The sequence below is a fragment of the Nonomuraea sp. NPDC050478 genome (assembly GCF_044458265.1).
Taxonomy (GTDB): Bacteria; Actinomycetota; Actinomycetes; order Streptosporangiales; family Streptosporangiaceae; genus Nonomuraea; species Nonomuraea ferruginea.
The window spans coordinates 188,699-205,486 of sequence record NZ_JBITHT010000009.1 but is presented as its reverse complement, the minus strand read 5'-3'; the positions used below and the strand labels follow the sequence as shown (position 1 = coordinate 205,486).

At 72.4% G+C, this 16,788-nt stretch carries 15 protein-coding genes; 12 read left to right on the top strand and 3 right to left on the bottom strand.

The window, feature by feature from the left end:
- The first annotated feature begins 15 nt into the window (after positions 1-15).
- The 5 genes from ACIBF7_RS38390 to ACIBF7_RS38370 are packed head-to-tail and all read left to right on the top strand — an operon-like array spanning position 16 to position 5,753.
- Positions 16-774: an SDR family NAD(P)-dependent oxidoreductase gene (locus ACIBF7_RS38390; protein ID WP_219551448.1), complete on the top strand. Its 759-nt coding sequence runs from the start codon at positions 16-18 to the stop codon at positions 772-774.
- Complete coding sequence (locus ACIBF7_RS38385) at positions 771-1,535, top strand: crotonase/enoyl-CoA hydratase family protein (RefSeq protein ID WP_271280221.1); 765 nt, start codon at positions 771-773, stop codon at positions 1,533-1,535. The genes ACIBF7_RS38390 and ACIBF7_RS38385 overlap by 4 nt, the downstream gene beginning before the upstream one ends.
- Before the next feature lie 11 nt (positions 1,536-1,546).
- Entirely contained in the window at positions 1,547-2,695 is a 1,149-nt protein-coding gene (locus ACIBF7_RS38380; RefSeq protein ID WP_397199309.1) for an acetyl-CoA C-acyltransferase, read from the top strand.
- Between the two features lie 3 nt (positions 2,696-2,698).
- Positions 2,699-4,705 carry a 2-oxoacid:acceptor oxidoreductase subunit alpha gene (locus ACIBF7_RS38375; RefSeq protein ID WP_397199308.1) on the top strand — a complete coding sequence of 669 codons (2,007 nt, stop codon included), beginning with the start codon at positions 2,699-2,701 and terminating at the stop codon, positions 4,703-4,705.
- A gap of 1 nt (position 4,706) precedes the next feature.
- The gene (locus ACIBF7_RS38370; RefSeq protein WP_397199367.1) at positions 4,707-5,753 is read left to right on the top strand and encodes a 2-oxoacid:ferredoxin oxidoreductase subunit beta; all 1,047 of its coding nucleotides are present in this window, start codon (positions 4,707-4,709) and stop codon (positions 5,751-5,753) included.
- Positions 5,754-5,795: 42 nt separating this feature from the next.
- On the opposite strand, the gene ACIBF7_RS38365 is transcribed toward ACIBF7_RS38370, so the two are convergent.
- Both ACIBF7_RS38365 and ACIBF7_RS38360 read right to left on the bottom strand, forming a co-directional pair.
- A complete protein-coding gene (locus ACIBF7_RS38365; protein WP_271279955.1) occupies positions 5,796-6,878 on the bottom strand; it encodes a CU044_5270 family protein in 1,083 nt (360 codons plus the stop codon).
- 3 nt (positions 6,879-6,881) lie between these two features.
- Positions 6,882-7,472, bottom strand: a complete 591-nt coding sequence (locus tag ACIBF7_RS38360; RefSeq protein WP_271279956.1) for an RNA polymerase sigma factor — start codon at positions 7,470-7,472, stop codon at positions 6,882-6,884.
- A gap of 236 nt (positions 7,473-7,708) precedes the next feature.
- On the opposite strand from ACIBF7_RS38360, the gene ACIBF7_RS38355 reads away from it, so the two are divergent.
- Positions 7,709-8,917: an ROK family transcriptional regulator gene (locus ACIBF7_RS38355; RefSeq protein ID WP_271279957.1), complete on the top strand. Its 1,209-nt coding sequence runs from the start codon at positions 7,709-7,711 to the stop codon at positions 8,915-8,917.
- Here the strand turns inward: ACIBF7_RS38355 and ACIBF7_RS38350 are convergent.
- The gene (locus ACIBF7_RS38350; protein ID WP_187281124.1) at positions 8,903-9,904 is read right to left on the bottom strand and encodes a LacI family DNA-binding transcriptional regulator; all 1,002 of its coding nucleotides are present in this window, start codon (positions 9,902-9,904) and stop codon (positions 8,903-8,905) included. The two genes, ACIBF7_RS38355 and ACIBF7_RS38350, sit on opposite strands and share 15 nt — an antisense overlap.
- A gap of 153 nt (positions 9,905-10,057) precedes the next feature.
- Here ACIBF7_RS38350 and ureA point away from each other — a divergent pair, with 153 nt between their 5' ends.
- The 6 genes from ureA to ACIBF7_RS38320 all read left to right on the top strand — a co-directional run bounded on the left by ureA (position 10,058) and on the right by ACIBF7_RS38320 (position 16,761).
- Positions 10,058-10,744 carry an urease subunit gamma gene (gene ureA / locus ACIBF7_RS38345; protein WP_397199307.1) on the top strand — a complete coding sequence of 229 codons (687 nt, stop codon included), beginning with the start codon at positions 10,058-10,060 and terminating at the stop codon, positions 10,742-10,744.
- Positions 10,741-12,420, top strand: coding sequence for an urease subunit alpha (locus ACIBF7_RS38340; RefSeq protein ID WP_397199306.1), 1,680 nt, complete (start codon positions 10,741-10,743; stop codon positions 12,418-12,420). Before ureA ends, ACIBF7_RS38340 begins: the two co-directional genes overlap by 4 nt.
- 20 nt (positions 12,421-12,440) lie before the next feature.
- Positions 12,441-14,069 (top strand): amidohydrolase, encoded by a 1,629-nt coding sequence (locus ACIBF7_RS38335; RefSeq protein WP_271279960.1) that lies wholly within the window; start codon positions 12,441-12,443, stop codon positions 14,067-14,069.
- A gap of 10 nt (positions 14,070-14,079) precedes the next feature.
- Positions 14,080-15,450 carry an APC family permease gene (locus ACIBF7_RS38330; protein WP_271279961.1) on the top strand — a complete coding sequence of 457 codons (1,371 nt, stop codon included), beginning with the start codon at positions 14,080-14,082 and terminating at the stop codon, positions 15,448-15,450.
- Positions 15,451-15,529: 79 nt separating this feature from the next.
- Positions 15,530-16,186: a sugar O-acetyltransferase gene (locus tag ACIBF7_RS38325; protein WP_271279962.1), complete on the top strand. Its 657-nt coding sequence runs from the start codon at positions 15,530-15,532 to the stop codon at positions 16,184-16,186.
- 29 nt (positions 16,187-16,215) lie between these two features.
- A complete protein-coding gene (locus ACIBF7_RS38320) occupies positions 16,216-16,761 on the top strand; it encodes a TetR/AcrR family transcriptional regulator (RefSeq protein ID WP_271279963.1) in 546 nt (181 codons plus the stop codon).
- Positions 16,762-16,788: the final 27 nt, after the last annotated feature.

Here is a 16,788-nt window from a genome sequence, read left to right as displayed (position 1 = left end):
CAGGAGTTCATCACCGTGAAAGTGGAAGGATCCGTCGCGCTCGTCACCGGCGGCGCGTCCGGGCTCGGCCTGGCGACCGCGACCCGGCTCGCCCGGGGCGGCGCGAAGGTCGTCATCGCCGACCTCCCCGGCTCGCCCGGCGAGCAGGTGGCGGCGGACCTCGGCTGCCGGTTCGCGCCCGCCGACGTCACCGACCCCGAGCAGGTGACGTCGGCCCTCGACGCCGCCGCCGGACTCGGCCCGCTGCGCGCGCTCGTGCACTGCGCCGGCCGCGGCGGCACGGTCCGCGTCGTCGACAGGGAAGGCGCCCCGGGCTCGCTGGAGGACTACACCCGCATCGTCACCACCAACCTGATCGGCTCGTACAACGTGATCCGGCTGGCCGCGGCCCGCATGTCCGCCACCGAGCCGGTGGACGGCGAGCGCGGCGTGTGCGTGCTGACCGCCTCCGTCGCCGCCTACGAGGGACAGATCGGCCAGGTCGCCTACGCCTCCTCCAAGGCCGGCGTGGTGGGCATGACCCTGGTGGCGGCCCGCGACCTGTCGCGGCGGCTCATCCGCGTGTGCAGCATCGCCCCCGGCGTGTTCGACACCCCGATGCTCGGCCGGCTGCCGGAGGAGGTGCGCGCCTCGCTCGGCGCGGCCGTGCCGCACCCCAGCAGGCTCGGCGACCCCGCCGACTACGCGGCCCTGGCCGAGCACATCATCGCCAACCCGATGCTGAACGGCGAGACGATCCGGCTCGACGGCGCGATCAGGATGGCTCCCCGATGAGCGCCCCCGTCCTGGTGGCCGACGAAGGCCCGGTGCGGCTCATCACCATCAACCGGCCGCAGGCCCGCAACGCCGTCGACCTCGCCGTCGCCGAGGGCATCGAACAGGCCCTCGACGCGTACGAGGAGGCGCCCAGTCTGCGTGCCGCCGTCATCACCGGCGCGGGCGGCACCTTCTGCGCCGGCATGGACCTGAAGGGCTTCCTGCGCGGCGAGCGTCCCTCGACGGCCAGGAGCGGGTTCGCCGGTCTGGTCGAGCGCCCCCCGAGCAAGCCGCTCATCGCCGCGGTCGAGGGCTACGCGCTGGCCGGCGGGTTCGAGATCGTGCTGGCCTGCGACCTCATCGTGGCCGCGGAGTCGGCCGTGTTCGCCTTGCCCGAGGTCCAGCGCGGGCTCGTCGCCGCCGGCGGCGCGCTGCTGCGGCTGCAGCACCGGCTGCCCTACCACCTGGCCATGGAGCTGGCGATCACCGGCAGGCGGCTGAGCGCCGCCGACGCCGCCGCCCACGGCCTGCTGAACCGGCTCGTCCCCGAGGGCGGGGCGGTCGCGTCCGCGCTCGAACTGGCGCGGGCGGTGGCCGCCAACGGCCCTCTGGCCGTCTCGGCGAGCAAGAAGATCATGACCGAGTCCGCGCACTGGCCGCCCGAGCAGGCGTTCGACCGTCAGCGCGAGATATCGGAACCCGTCCGTGCCTCCGAGGACGCCCGCGAAGGCGCCCGCGCCTTCACCGAGAAGCGGGCTCCCGTGTGGCAGGGACGTTGACAGGAGAAACCATGCGAGAAGCCTTCATCGTCGGCGCGGTGCGGTCCGCGGTGGGCCGCCGCCGCGGCGGACTGTCCGGCGTCCACCCGGCTGACCTCGGCGCCGAGGTCGTGGCCGCGCTGCTGGACCGCGCCGGCATCGCCGGCGAGCACGTGGACGACGTCGTCTTCGGCTGCGTCAGCCAGATCGGCGCCCAGTCGACCAACATCGCCAGGGTCGTCGCGCTGTCCGCGGGCCTGCCCGAGTCGGTGCCCGGCACCACCGTCGACCGGCAGTGCGGCTCGTCCCAGCAGGCGGTCCACTTCGCCGCGCAGGCGGTCGCGTCCGGCGCGCAGGATCTCGTGGTGGCGGGCGGCGTCGAGGTGATGAGCCTGATCCCGATCGCCTCCTCCGCCATCGTGGGCGCCGACGCCGGCATGGGCATGCCCCGGGGCGGCCGCAAGTGGGCGGAACGCTACGGTGACCAGGAGATCAGCCAGTTCCGCGGCGCGGAGACGATCGCCGCCAAGTGGGACGTGAGCCGCGCGGCCATGGAGGAGTTCGCGCTGGCCAGCCACCAGCGGGCCGCCGCGGCGGCCGGCGCCGGGCTCTTCGCCGGCGAGATCGTCCCGGTCGCCGGGCTGGAGGCCGACGAGGGCCCGCGCCCCGAGACCAACCTGGAGAAGATGGCGACCCTCCAGCCGCTCGTCCCCGACGGCCGGCTGACCGCCGCCACCTCCAGCCAGATCTCCGACGGCGCCGCCGCGCTGGCGATCGCCTCCGGAGACGCGGTACGGAGGCTCGGGCTCACGCCGCTGGCCCGCGTGCACAGCATGGCGGTCGTCGGCTCGGACCCGGTGCTCATGCTCACGGGCCCGATCCCGGCCACCGAGGCGGTGCTGCGCCGGGCCGGGCTCAAGCTCGGCGACATCGACGCGTTCGAGGTGAACGAGGCCTTCGCCTCGGTCGTCCTGGCCTGGCAGCGGGAGACCGGCGCCCCGGCCGATCGCGTCAACCCGCTCGGCGGCGCGATCGCGCTCGGCCATCCGCTGGGCGCGACCGGCGCGCGGCTGATGACCACGCTCGTCCATCACCTGCGCCGCAACGGCCTGCGTTACGGCCTGCAGACGATGTGCGAGGGCGGCGGCATGGCCAACGCCACTATCATCGAGGCGGTCTGAGCTGTGATCAAGCAGGTTCGGCAGCTCGATCGGGTGATCATCCGGTTCGCCGGTGACTCCGGTGACGGCATGCAACTCACCGGTGACCGGTTCACCGCGGGCACCGCCGAGTTCGGCAACGACCTGTCCACGCTGCCCAACTTCCCCGCCGAGATCCGCGCCCCGGCCGGCACCCTGCCCGGCGTGTCCAGCTTCCAGCTGCACTTCGCCGACCACGACATCCTCACCCCCGGCGACGCCCCCAACGTCCTGGTCGCGATGAACCCCGCCGCGCTCAAAGCCAACCTGGCCGACCTGCCGCGCGGCGCCGACATCATCGCCAACACCGACGAGTTCACCAAACGCAACCTGGCCAAGGTCGGCTACCCGGCCAGCCCGCTGGAAGACGGGTCGCTGGCCGAGTGGCGAGTGCACGCCGTCCCGCTCACGTCGTTGACGGTCAAGGCGCTGGAAGACGTCGACATCAGCAAGAAGGACGCCGAACGCGCCAAGAACATGTTCGCGCTCGGCCTGCTGTCCTGGCTCTACCACCGCCCGACCGAGCAGACCATCAGCTTCCTGGAAACGAAGTTCGCGCGGAAGCCGGAGATCGCCAAGGCCAACATCGCCGCCTTCCAGGCCGGCTGGAACTTCGGCGAGACCACCGAGTCGTTCTCGGTCTCGTATGAGGTGAAGCCGGCCCGGCTGGCGCCGGGCGTGTACCGCAACATCTCCGGCAACCAGGCGCTGGCCTACGGCCTGATCGCCGCCGCCGTCCAAGCCCGGCTGCCCCTGTTCCTCGGCTCCTACCCGATCACCCCGGCCTCGGACATCCTGCACGAGCTGTCGAAGCACAAGCAGTTCGGCATCCGCACCTTCCAGGCCGAGGACGAGATCGCCGGTGTCGGTGCGGCGCTGGGGGCGGCGTTCGGCGGCGCGCTCGGCGTGACCACCACCAGCGGCCCCGGCGTGGCACTCAAGGCCGAGACCGTCGGCCTGGCCGTCACCACGGAGTTGCCGCTGATCGTGGTGGACGTGCAACGGGCCGGCCCATCCACCGGTATGCCGACCAAGACCGAGCAGACCGACCTGCTGATGGCGTTGTTCGGCCGCAACGGCGAGTCGCCGGTGCCGGTCATCGCGCCGATGTCGCCTTCGGATTGTTTCGACGCGGCGGTGGAAGCGGCTCGTATCGCGGTGGCCTATCGGACGCCGGTGATGTTGTTGTCGGATGGGTATCTGGCCAACGGTTCGGAGCCGTGGCGGCTGCCGGAGGTGTCCGCGCTGCCGGACATCAGTGTGCCGTTCACGACCGAGCCGAACGGCCAGGACGGGGCGTTCTTGCCGTTCCAGCGGGATCCGGAGACTCTGGCGCGGCCGTGGGCGATCCCGGGCACGCCGGGGTTGGAGCACCGTATCGGTGGTATCGAGAAGGCCGACGGCACCGGCAACATCTCCTACGATCCGGACAATCATGACCGGATGGTGCGGTTGCGCGCGGCCAAGGTGGCCGGCATCGACGTGCCGGATCTCCAGGTCGACGACCCCCACGACCCGCACAATCTCGACGTCACCGACAACCCCGACGACCCTCACGACCCCGATGTCCCAGGCGGTCCTGGCGGGCCCGGCGGTCCTGGCGGGCCCGGCAGGTCCCGCGCTCACGCCGGGTCTGGCCGGTCTGGGTCTGGTGGTGCGCGGGTGCTGGTGCTCGGGTGGGGTTCCACCTACGGTGCGATCGCCGCTGGGGTGCGGCGGGTGCGGGCGGCGGGCGGGAAGGTGGCCCAGGCGCATCTGCGGCATCTGAACCCGCTGCCGGCCAACATCGGTGACGTCCTGGCGCGCTACGAGAAGGTGTTGCTGCCGGAGATCAACCTGGGCCAGCTGGCGTTGCTGCTGCGGGCCCGGTTCCTGGTCGACGTCATCAGCTACAACCGGGTGCGCGGGCTTCCGTTCAAGGCCGAGGAACTGGCCGCAGTGATCCAGGACGTGATCGACCGTGATGATCAGCAGGTGAACGGCAGTGACTGACATGAACGGGCTCGTCAACGGCAAGGGCCTGTCGCTGGTGCCCAAGACCGACACCAAGCAGAGCCTGAAGGACTTCAAGTCCGACCAGGAAGTGCGCTGGTGCCCGGGCTGCGGCGACTACGCCATCCTGGCCGCGGTGCAGTCGTTCCTGCCTGAGCTGGGGCTCAAGCGCGAGAACATCGTGTTCGTCTCCGGGATCGGCTGCTCCTCCAGGTTCCCGTACTACCTCAACACCTACGGCGTGCACTCCATCCACGGCCGCGCCCCCGCCATCGCCACCGGGCTGGCAGCCTCCAGGCCGGACCTGAGCGTGTGGGTGATCACCGGTGACGGGGACGCCCTGTCGATCGGCGGCAACCACCTGATCCACGCGCTGCGCCGCAACGTCAACCTCAACATCCTGCTGTTCAACAACCGCATCTACGGGCTGACCAAGGGCCAGTACTCGCCCACCTCCGAGGTCGGCAAGATCACCAAGTCCACCCCGATGGGATCGCTGGACAAGCCGTTCAACCCGATCTCCCTCGCCCTCGGCGCCGAGGCGTCGTTCGTGGCGCGCACCCTGGACTCGGACCGCAAGCACCTGCAGGCGGTGCTGCGGGAGGCGACCGCGCACCGGGGCGCGTCCCTGGTGGAGATCTACCAGAACTGCAACATCTTCAACGACAACGCCTTCGAACCGCTCAAGGACCCGGAGCTGCGCGACGACATCACGTTGAAGCTGGAACACGGCCGGCCGATCGCCTCGGCCTCCAAGGCGGTCATCCGGGCGGCGAACGGCAGCCTGGAGGTCGTCCCCCGCGACAGCGTGGAGGAGGACCGGGTCCTGGTGCACGACGCGCACAACCCCGACCCGTCGGTGGCGTTCGCGCTGTCCCGGCTGGACGAGCCCGCGTTCGACCACGTCCCGATCGGGATCTTCCGCAGCGTGGACCGCCCGGCCTACGACACGCTGATGACCAGCCAGCTCGACGAAGCGGTGACACAGAAGGGCCAGGGTGATCTGGCCGATCTGCTGATGGGCGGCGACACCTGGCGCATCGGCTGAGTCCGCCGGGGATGTAGGGCGAGCCCCACGGTCCACGCGGAGTCAGCCGGGCCGCTGCCCCGGCTTGTCGACGACAGCCGCCGCGATCAGGGCGTCCCAGTCATGGATCTCGCCCTTCTTCATGGTCCCGAAAGGCCTGTCCTCGTGGTCCTCGACCACGAGGGTGCGGTAGCCCAGATACTCGCAGGTCTTCGGATCGATGAAGATCTCGTCGCGCAGGTAGCCGTCCAGGACGTGGTAGAGGGTGACGCCTCGGCGCTTGAGCAGGTCGGATGCCTCGGCTTCGTAGCGGACGCCCGGGATCTTCGCCATCGCGCCGTACATGGCGGCACGGAGCCTGGGCGGCAGCGCGGTCTCCCTCATGCCCATCGCGATCAGCTGGAACGCCCACCGGTCGCGGTGCTGGGAGGTGAACGCGGGCAGCGACTCCTCGGCCAGCCGCTTCGCCTCCTCGGGGGTCTTGCCCCTGTTCTCCGCACGTTCCCGGGCCGAGCGCAGGAAGGAGGCGCGATTCCTGGCGTTCTCGGTGTCGACGGTCTGGTAGACGCGGGCCAGCAGGGGGCCGGCGTCGGCCGGCAGGGAGAGCAGGTAGGGGTAGGTCACCTCGAACTCCGACCCCTTGGAGACCTTGAGCCTGCCCTTCTCGACGGTGGCGAACGCCTTGTCGTCGAGCCGCCGCCACTGCTCGTGGGTGCTCGTGACCTCCGGCCTGCCGATCAGCCATCGCCCGCCGTCCAGCCGTGTCCGGGCCCGCAGGCTCTTCACGTAGCCCCACTGCTCGGGGCCGGCGCTCCATCCGGGCTCGCCGGAGGCCAGCACCGCCGCGTTGTCGGCCAGATCCTGGGCGTTCGCCACCGGTCGCAACCGGAGCTCGGTGACGGCGGGGGAGTGCCGCGCCCCGGCGACCTCGCCGCCCTTCTCCTGGGTGACGCCAGGAACCATGGTCGTGGCCACGGTGAGCAGCGCGGCCGCCCCGGCCAGGCCCAGCCCCCACACCGGCCGGCGGCGGGCCCGCGGACGCCTTCGCGCGTGATCCGCCAGGCGGGACCGGGCCGCGCCGATGGTCTCCGCGGAGGTCTCCGGCAGCGCGTCGTGATAGCGGCGCAGTTCCTGCAGCTCGTCCATGATTCAGACCTCCTTCGCCACGTGACCCAGTGCCTCGCGCAGCTTGGCCCTGGCCCGGTTCACCCGGGAGCTGACGGTGCCGATCGGGATGTTCAGGGCCGAGGCGGTCTCCGCGTAGCTGAGGCCGGCGCAGGCCACGAGCATCAGCGCGTCGCGGTCGCCCCGGGACAGGCCCTGCAGGCCGCGCGCCAGCCGAGGGCTGAGCTGCTCGGCGGTCACCCGGTCGGTGACGCGGTCGGCGTGGCCTTCCACGTCGTCGCGGGCGGCCGAACGGCTGAGCGCCCGGTAGAGGCGGAGCTCGCCGCGGCGATGGCGGCCGATGAGGTTGGTGGCGATGCCGTACAGCCAGGCCCTGGCCTCCGGGCGGGTCAGGTCGTAGCGGTCGCGCTGGTCGAACGCGGCCAGGAACGTCTCCGCTGCCACGTCGTCGGCGGCGCCGGACCCGAGCCGGGCGGCGGCGTAGCGGTGGATCGCGGTGAAGTACCGGTCGAAGATCACCGAGAACCACTCCGGCTCGTGCCGGGAGTTCGCGATGACCGACGCGTCGTCCGGCTCCGCGGCCAGCCGTGTGGCGGGGTACGAAGGGTCATGCATCCGGCGCCTTTCTCGAGAAGAGGGTCGGCGCTGATTGCCCGATGCGGGCGTTCTTGTTCGCGGTGCCCTCCGGACGGTGACGACGATCGGCGTCCCGTCGCGCCCCCGGCCACGGCAGGTCACTGTATCCGCGGGGCGGGCGGAGGACCGGCCGCCCTGGCCGTCCGGGTGCCGAAGATCACACTTCCGGGGCATACTCCGCGATACTGGGAAGCCGGACGATCGCGGAGGTCAGGTTGGTTCAGGAGGAGATCCGCCGGAACAACGTCGGCACCCTGCTCCGACACGTGCACCTGGGCGGTTCGGTCTCCCGTACGGCGCTGAGCGAGCGGATGCGGCTCAACCGCAGCACCATCATGGCGCTGATAGCGGAGCTCACCAGGGCCGGCCTGGTGCGCGAGGAGCTTCCCCAGGGCACCGGGCGGGCGGGGCGGCCGTCGCTCGTGGTCCGGCCCGAGTCGGGCCGGGCGTACGTGCTGGCCTTCGACGTGGCGGTGGACAGACTGGTCGCCGCCAGGGTCGCGCTGGGCGGGATCGTGCTCGACCGCAGGGAGGCGGTCCGCCCGCGCGCCGGGGCGGACCTCGACCGCGTGGTCGAGGTGCTCGCCGAGTTCGGTCGCCGGCTGCACGGGGAGGCTCCTCCTGACGCGCTGTGCGTCGGGGTCGGCGCGTCCTACTGCGGGATGATCCGGCCCGGCGACGGCATGGTGCGCTTCGGGCCCGACCTGGGCTGGGTCGACCAGGCGTTCGGCGCCGAGCTCGGGCGCCGCCTCGGGCTCGGCCTGCCGGTGTCGGTGGGGAACGAGGCGCATCTCGGCGCGCTCGCCGAACAGCAGCGCGGAGCCGGCGCGAACTTCCAGAACCTGATCTACCTCCACGGTGACGTCGGCGTGGGCGGCGGCATCATCGTCGGCGGCAAGCTGCTCGACGGCGACAGCGGATACGGCTGCGAGCTGGGGCACATGGTGGTCAACCCGTACGACGGGCGCCCGTGCGGCTGCGGCTCGCACGGCTGCCTGGAGGCGGAGGTCGGCGAGCGGGCCCTGCTCGACGCCGCCGGGCGACCGGCCGAACTGTTCGGCCGCGACGCCGTGCGGGCGGTGGCGGACGACGCCGACCGCGGCGATCCGGCGGCCCAGGAGGCGCTGCACCGGATCGGCGACTGGCTCGGCATCGGGGTGGCGAACCTGTGCAACCTCTTCAACCCCGGCATGGTCATCTTCGGCGGTACGTTGCGCGAGATCTATCCGGGCATGGCGGCACAGGTGCGCGCCCGCATCGCCGCCAACGCGCTGCCCGTCGCCCGGGAGCGGGTACGGCTGCGCACGTCGGCCCTGGGCTACGACGCCACGCTGGCCGGCGCCGCCGAACTCGGCTTCTCCGGCCTGCTGGCCGACCCGCTGGGCGTGCTCGCCCGTACCGCGCCGTGTTCAGCCCGCCGGTGAGGTGCTGGCCCGCACCATGAGCCGGGTGGGCAGGACCTCCACCGCGCCCGGCGCGACGGCGCCGGTGAGAAGGTCGGCGAGCATCCGCGCCGCCCGGCGGCCCATCTCGCGCGGCGCGATGTCGATCGCGGTGATGGGGGTGGCCAGGCCGCGCAGGGAAGGGCTGTCGACGTACGAGGCCACCCGCAGGTCACCGGGCACGTGGCGGCCCTGCTGGAAGGCGGCCTGCACGGCGCTGTTCGCGCCGCCGTCGGGGACGGAGACGATCGCTTCGACGCCGCCGGGCGCCCGCAGGGCCTCGGCCACGGCGCGGCTGACGTCCTGCGGCTCGCAGACCAGCGGCACGTCGTAGACCAGCGGCGTCCGGCCGGTCTCGGCGCACCACCTCTGGTAGGCGGTGCGGATGTCCAGGCCGAACGCGGTCTCCTCGCCGGGGCAGAGCATCGCGATCTGGCCGCCGTGACGGGACAGGTGGCCGAGCAGCGTGCGGGTCGCCGCGGCGTGGTCGGACTCGACCCGGCCCGCGTGCCGGGCGCCCGGCGTCAGGTCGCGCTCGCAGGTGACGATCGGCACGCGCAGGCCGGTCAGCGTCTCCAGCATCGGGTCGCCGAGCACGGGGTCGGAGACCACCACGCCGTCGAGGTGGAGGGACGGCGCGCGCCCCGGATCCTTCGTCGCCGGGATGAGCGTGAGCGCCAGATCGTGGGCCAGCGCCTCCTCGGCGGCGCCGATCGCGAGGTGCATGTAGTACTCGAGACCGATCGTGCGGCCGGGGAAGTAGAGGCCGATGGCGCCGGTGCGGCCCCTGCGCAGATTGCGGGCGCTCCGGTTGGCGACGTAGCCCAGGTCGCGGGCGACCGCGGCCACCCGCTCGCGCGTCGCGGCGGGCAGCCGGCCCCGGCCGCTCAGGGCGTCGGACACGGTCGTCGTCGACACCCCCGCCGCGCGGGCCACGTCCTGCAAGGTGATCGGTCGAGGCGCGTTCATCAAGGGCAACCGTACTCCCGCGCGACGGCGGTCGCGGCCGTGGTTCCCGCGCCTGTGCAGGAACGTTTCTCCAGACCATTGCAGGAACGTTCCTGTACGTGTTCTAATCATGCCCACCTCGGCGGATTCCTACAGGTCATGGAGGCGGTCGTCGTGCATCTCACTCCTGCGGAACGCGACCGGCTGCTGCTGTTCACCGCGGCGGAGCTGGCGCGGGCGCGGCGGGCCAGGGGCCTGCGGCTGAACGTGCCCGAGGCCACCGCGCTGATCGCGGACACGGTCTGCGAGGCGGCCCGTGACGGCCGGCGGCTGAGCGAGGCGATCGCCGCCGGGCGCTCCGTGCTGACCCACGAGGACGTGCTGCCCGGCGTCATCAACGTGGTCACCGAGGTGAAGGTCGAGGCGGTCTTCGACGACGGGACCCGGCTGGCCGTGGTCACCGCCCCGTTCGGCCCGGCGGCGCCCGACCCGGCCGGGCCGGGCGCCCTGCTGCCCGGGGCGGACCGTCCCGAGCCGTACGGTGACGAGGTCGTGACGGTCCTGGTCACCAACACGGCGGCGGTGCCGATCAGCGTCACCTCGCACTTCCACTTCTTCGAGGTGAACCCGCGGCTGCGGTTCGACCGGGCCGCCGCCTACGGGCGGCACCTGGCCGTGCTGGCGGGCACGGCGACGCGGTTCGACCCCGGCCAGACCACCGGGGTGCGGCTGGCGCCGATCGGCGGCGCGCGCGTGGTGGTCGGCTTCGCCGGCCTCGTGGACGGGCCGCTGGACGCCCCGGGCGCCCGGGAGGCGGCGCTGGAACGCGCTCGGGCCTGCGGCTACCTGGGATCGGAGTGACCGTGAACGGCGGCGACTACGCGGCGGTGTACGGGCCGACCACCGGGGACAGGGTGGTGCTCGGCGACACCGGGCTGGTGGTGGAGGTCGAGGCGGACGCGCAGCGGCGCGGGGACGAGTTCCTCGCCGGCTTCGGCAAGACCGCCCGCGACGGCCTGCACCTGAAGGCCACATCGACCCACGACACGTGCGACCTGATCGTGTCCAACGTGCTGATCCTCGACCCGCTGCTCGGGGTGCGCAAGGCCTCCATCGGTATCCGGGAGGGCCGCATCTGCGCGATCGGGCGGGCGGGGAACCCCGACACCCTCGACGGCGTCGAGGTGGTGGCCGGCACCGGCACCACGATCATCAGCGGCGAAGGCCTGATCGCCACCGCGGGAGTGATCGACACGCACGTGCACCTGCTGTCGCCGCGGGTGATGGAGGCCTCGCTCGCCTCCGGGGTGACCACCATCCTCGGCCAGGAGTTCGGCCCGGTGTGGGGCGTCGGGGTGAACTCGCCGTGGGCGCTGCGCACCGCCTTCGCCGCGTTCGACGCCTGGCCGGTCAACGTCGGGTTCCTCGCCCGCGGCTCCTCGTCGCGGCCCGAGCCGCTGGTCGAGGCGCTGGCCGAGGGCGGCGCCTGCGGGTTCAAGGTGCACGAGGACATGGGCGCGCACGCCCGCGCGCTGGACACCGCGCTCCGGGTGGCCGAGGAGCACGACGTGCAGGTCGCGCTGCACACCGACGGGCTGAACGAGAGCCTGTCTGTACGTGACACGCTGGCGGTGCTGGACGGGCGCACCATCCACGCCTTCCACATCGAGGGCTGCGGCGGCGGTCACGTGCCCGACGTGCTCAGCCTGGCCGGGCAGCCGCACGTCATCGGCTCCTCCACCAACCCGACGCTGCCGTTCGGCCGGGACGCCGTCGCCGAGCACTACGACATGATCGTCTCCTGCCACGGGCTCTCTCCGGACCTGCCCTGCGACGAGGCGATGGCCCGCGACCGGATTCGCGAGCAGACCATGGGGGCCGAGGACGTGCTGCACGACCTCGGCGTCATACCCATCACCTCCTCCGACGCCCAGGGCATGGGCCGGGCCGGCGAGACGGTCCGGCGGACCTTCGCCCTGGCCGCGAAGATGAAGGCCGAGCGGGGGGCCGAGCACGACCGCCACGACAACGCCCGGGTCCTGCGCTACCTGGCCAAGCTCACCGTCAACCCGGCGCTCGCGCACGGGCTCGGCCACGAGATCGGCTCGCTGCGGCCCGGCCTGCTCGCCGACCTCGTGCTCTGGGAGCCGGCCAGGTTCGCCGCCACCCCGCGGCTGGTGCTCAAGGCCGGGTTCCCCGCCTGGGGCGTGACCGGCGACCCGAACGCGGCGGTGGACGAGGCGCAGCCGCTCGTCCTCGGCCCGCAGTTCGGCGGGTACGGGGCCGCCCCCGCCGAGCTGGCCGTCGCCTTCGTCAGCCGGGCCGCCGCCGAGGCCGGGGCGGACCTGCTGCCCACCCGCCGCCGCCGCGTCCCCGTACGCGGCACGCGCGGCATCGGCCTGCCCGACATGGTGCGCAACGCCCGCACCGGCCACGTCCACGTCGACCCGCGCACCGGCGCCGTCCGGCTGGACGGCGAGCCCATCAGTTCCGCACCGGCCGAGCAGGTGTCCCTGTCCCGCCTGTACTTCCTCTGACCCCGAAGAAGGTGCACCGAGTGACCCCACACGCCGATCTCGTGATCGTCGGAGCCGACGTCTACACCGTCGACGCCGCACGGAGCTGGTCCGACGCGGTGGCCGTGCGCGGGGACCGGATCGTCGCGCTGGGCGAGCCCGCCGTCCGCGAGCTCGTCGGCCCGCGCACCCGGGTGATCGAGGCGCGCGGCGGGATGGTGCTGCCCGGCTTCCAGGACGCGCACGTCCACGCGCCGTTCGCCGGCCGCAACCGGCTGAACGTGGACCTCAACGGGCTGGTGGGCCGGCAGGCCTACCTCGACCGCGTCGCCGCCTACGCGGCGGGGGAGCCGGACCGGCCCTGGATCGTCGGCGGCGGCTGGGCGATGGAGTACTTCCCCGGCGGCACCCCGCGCAAGGAGGACCTCGACGCGATCGTGCCGGACCGGCCGGTGTTCCTGTTCAACCGGGACGTGCACGGCGCGTGGGTGAACTCCGCCGCGCTCGCGCTGGCCGGGATCACCGCAGCCACCCCCGACCCGCCCGACGGCCGGATCGAACGCGACCCGCGGACCGGCGAGCCCACCGGCACCCTGCACGAGGGCGCGGCCTACTCCTTCAACGACCGGCACGTCCCACTGCCCTCCCGCGAGGAGTGGGAGGACGCCATCCTCGACGCCCAGGCGCACCTGCACTCCCTCGGCATCACCGGCTGGCAGGACGCCTGGGTCACCCCGGCCACCCTGGACGCCTACCGCTCCCTGGACTCCGCCGGCCGGCTCACCGCGCGCGTCGTGGGCGCGCTGTGGTGGGACCGGCATCGCGGGCTGGACCAGATCCCGGAGTTCCTCGGCCAGAGGGAGACGGGCACCGCCCGGTTCCGCCCCACCACCGTGAAGATCATGACCGACGGGGTGATGGAGAACTACACGGGCGCGCTGCTGGAGCCCTACTGCGACGGCTGCGGCGGGCACACCGCCAACCACGGCCTGACCTACGTCGAACCCGACCTGCTGGCCGCCGCGGTCACCGAGCTCGACCGGCTCGGCTTCCAGACGCACCTGCACGCGATCGGCGACCGCGCCGTGCGCAACGCGCTCGACGCCGTGCAGGCCGCCAGGACCGCCAACGGCCCCGGCGACCGCCGGCACCACATCGCGCACCTGCAGCTCGTGCACCCCGACGACGTCCCGCGCTTCCGCGCCCTCGGCGTCACGGCCAACTGCCAGGCGTACTGGGCGCAGATGGAACCGCAGATGGAGGAGCTGACGCTGCCGTTCCTCGGCCGCGACCGCGCCGACCTGCAGTACCCCTTCGGCGACCTGCTGCGCTCCGGCGCGACCCTGGCGATGGGCAGCGACTGGTCGGTGACCACCGCCAACCCGCTGGAGGAGATCGAGGTCGCCGTCACCCGCGTCGACCCGGAGAACCGGGACAACGCGCCCTTCCTGCCCGAACAGGCGCTGCCGTTGCCCGTCGCGCTGGCCGCGTTCACCGCCGGCTCCGCGTACGTCAACCACGACGCCGACGCCGGCACCATCGCCGTCGGCAACCGCGCCGACCTCGCCGTCCTCGACCGCAACCTGTTCGCCCGCGCCGCCGGCCCGGCCGCCGACGCCCGCGTCGACTACACCATCACCGAGGGGTCCGTCGTCTACGAACGCCCCTGAGGAGGAACCCTTGTCCAGCCAACCCCCCACCCCACACCTGCGGCGGGTGCTCGGTCTGCCCTCGCTTGTCCTGTTCGGCCTGGCGTACATGGTGCCGCTCACGGTGTTCACCACGTACGGGATCGTCACCGAGATGACCGAGGGCCACCTGCCCGGCGCGTACGTCGTCACCCTCGTCGCGATGCTGTTCACCGCCTACAGCTACGGGCGGATGGTCCGGGCGCATCCGTACGCCGGCTCGGCCTACACCTACACCCAGAAATCGTTCGGCCCGCACCTGGGCTTCATGGCGGGCTGGGCCCTGCTGCTGGACTACGTGTTCCTGCCGATGATCAACTACCTGGTGATCGGTATCTACCTGAACGCGGCCTTCGAGGCGATCCCGGCCTGGGTCTGGGTCGTCGGCGCGATCGCCCTGGTCACCGGGCTGAACGTGCTGGGCATCCGGATGGTCAGCCGGATGAACGTCGTGCTCATCGGGATCCAGGTCGTGTTCGTCGTGGTGTTCCTGGCCGGAGCCCTGCGCGCCATCGCCGGTGAACCGATGCCGTCGATCACCGAGCCGTTCTTCGGCGACGGCACCGACCTGTCCATGATCCTCGGCGGCGCCGCGATCCTGTGCCTGTCCTTCCTGGGCTTCGACGCGGTCTCCACGCTGTCGGAGGAGACGCACGACCCCCGGCGGCGGGTCCCCCGGGCGATCATGCTGACGACCCTGGCCGGCGGCGTCTTCTTCATCGTCATCTCCTACGTCGGCCACCTGGCCTTCCCTGACTGGCAGTCGTTCACCGACCCGGACTCGGCGGCCCTGGACGTCATGCGGCACGTCGGCGGGACGCTGCTGGCCGCCTTCTTCACCGCCTCCTACATCTCCGGCGCGTTCGCCTCGGCGATGACCTCGCAGGCGAGTGTCTCGCGCATCCTGTACGCGATGGGCCGCGACGGCGTGCTGCCGCGGCGGTTCTTCGGCTACGTGCACCCCAGGTTCCGCAACCCCGTGCTGGCCACGCTCGCGGTCGGCGCGCTGTCGCTGGTGGCGCTGGTCATCGACCTGGAGTTGGCGTCCGCCATGGTCAGCTTCGGCGCGCTCGTGGCCTTCTCCTTCGTCAACCTCTCGGTGATCAAGCACTACGTCGTGAACGAGGGCAGGCGGACTCCGCCTGACCTGGTCAAGTACGGCGTGGCGCCCGCCGTCGGCGTGCTGCTCTGCCTCTGGCTGTGGACCAGCCTGTCCGGCCTCACGTTCGTCGTCGGGCTGTCCTGGGTCGGCGCCGGATTCGTCTACCTGCTCGGCCTGACCCGGATGTTCACCCGCCGCCCGCCGGAGCTGCGCCTCGGCGAGGTCGAACGGGACGACGACGTCACCGTGCCGACCACGTAGATCACCCCCGCCGACGCGTTTCCACCGGGGAAAACATCCTTTACGTACGAATGTACATATAATGTGTACACTCGTCCTTATGACGCATGATTCGGACGGCCGCTCGATGCGTGAGCGGATGCTCGCCGGCGACCTGTACATCGCCGACGACCCGGAGCTGGCCGAGCACATGCGGCGGGCCGCGGATCTGATGGACGCGTACAACGCCACGTCGGCCCGTGACCCGCAGACGCGGCGGCGGCTGCTCGCCAAGCTGCTCGGCGCGGTCGGCGAGGGCACGGAGATCCGGCCGCCGCTGCGGGTCGACTACGGCAGCCACATCCGCGTCGGCGCCCGGTCCTTCGCCAACTTCGGCCTCGTCGCCCTGGACGTCGCGTCGATCACCATCGGCGACGACGTGCAGATCGGGACGAACGTGCAGCTGATGACCCCGACCCATCCGGTGGACCCGGACCTCCGCCGGGCGAAGTGGGAGTCCGCCGCGCCGATCACCATCGGCGACAACGTCTGGCTGGGCAGCGGCGTGATCGTCCTGGCAGGGGTCACGATCGGGGAGAACGCGGTCGTCGGCGCCGGCGCGGTGGTCACCCGCGACCTCCCGCCCAACGTGGTCGCGGCCGGCAACCCGGCCCGGGTGATCCGCACGATCGAGCACACCGGACCGGGCGCGGGACCGAGCGCAGGGACGGACGCTGGTCCGGGCGCTGGTCCGGGCTCCGGACCGGGCGCGGGGTGAGTCGTGTCTCCGGCGGGGACGGCGGGGCCGTGCCACGGCGCGCCCGCCGCCATGACCCCGGCCGGCGGGACCGGCTGATCGACGCCGCGCTCACCGTCATCGCCGAGCGCGGCCTCGCCGGGACGACCCACCGGGAGATCGCCAGGGTGGCGGACGTGCCGCTGGGCTCGACGACCTACCACTTCACCTCTCTTGAGGAACTGCTCGCCGAGGCGTTCAAGCGGTACGCCGCCACGGTGGCCCGGGTGTTCGACGAGCGGATGGCGGCCGCCCGTGACCGGGACGCGGCGGTCGAGGCCGTCATCACGCTGGTCTCGGACGACCTGCTCGGCTCACAGCGCGACCTCGTGCTCACGGTGGAGCTGTACGTGGCCGCGGCGCGCAACCCGGTCCTGAGAGCCGTCACCCAGGAATGGATGGCCCGCAGCCGCCAGGCGCTGGAACGCCACTTCGACGCCGACACCGCCCGGGGCCTCGACGCGCTCATCGAGGGCCTCACGCTGCACAACGCGCTGTCGACCGAGCCGATGACGCCCGCGCAGATCCGCGACGCCATCCAGCGCTACCTGCGCTGACCCCCACCCCCTCTACCCCGATCGGAA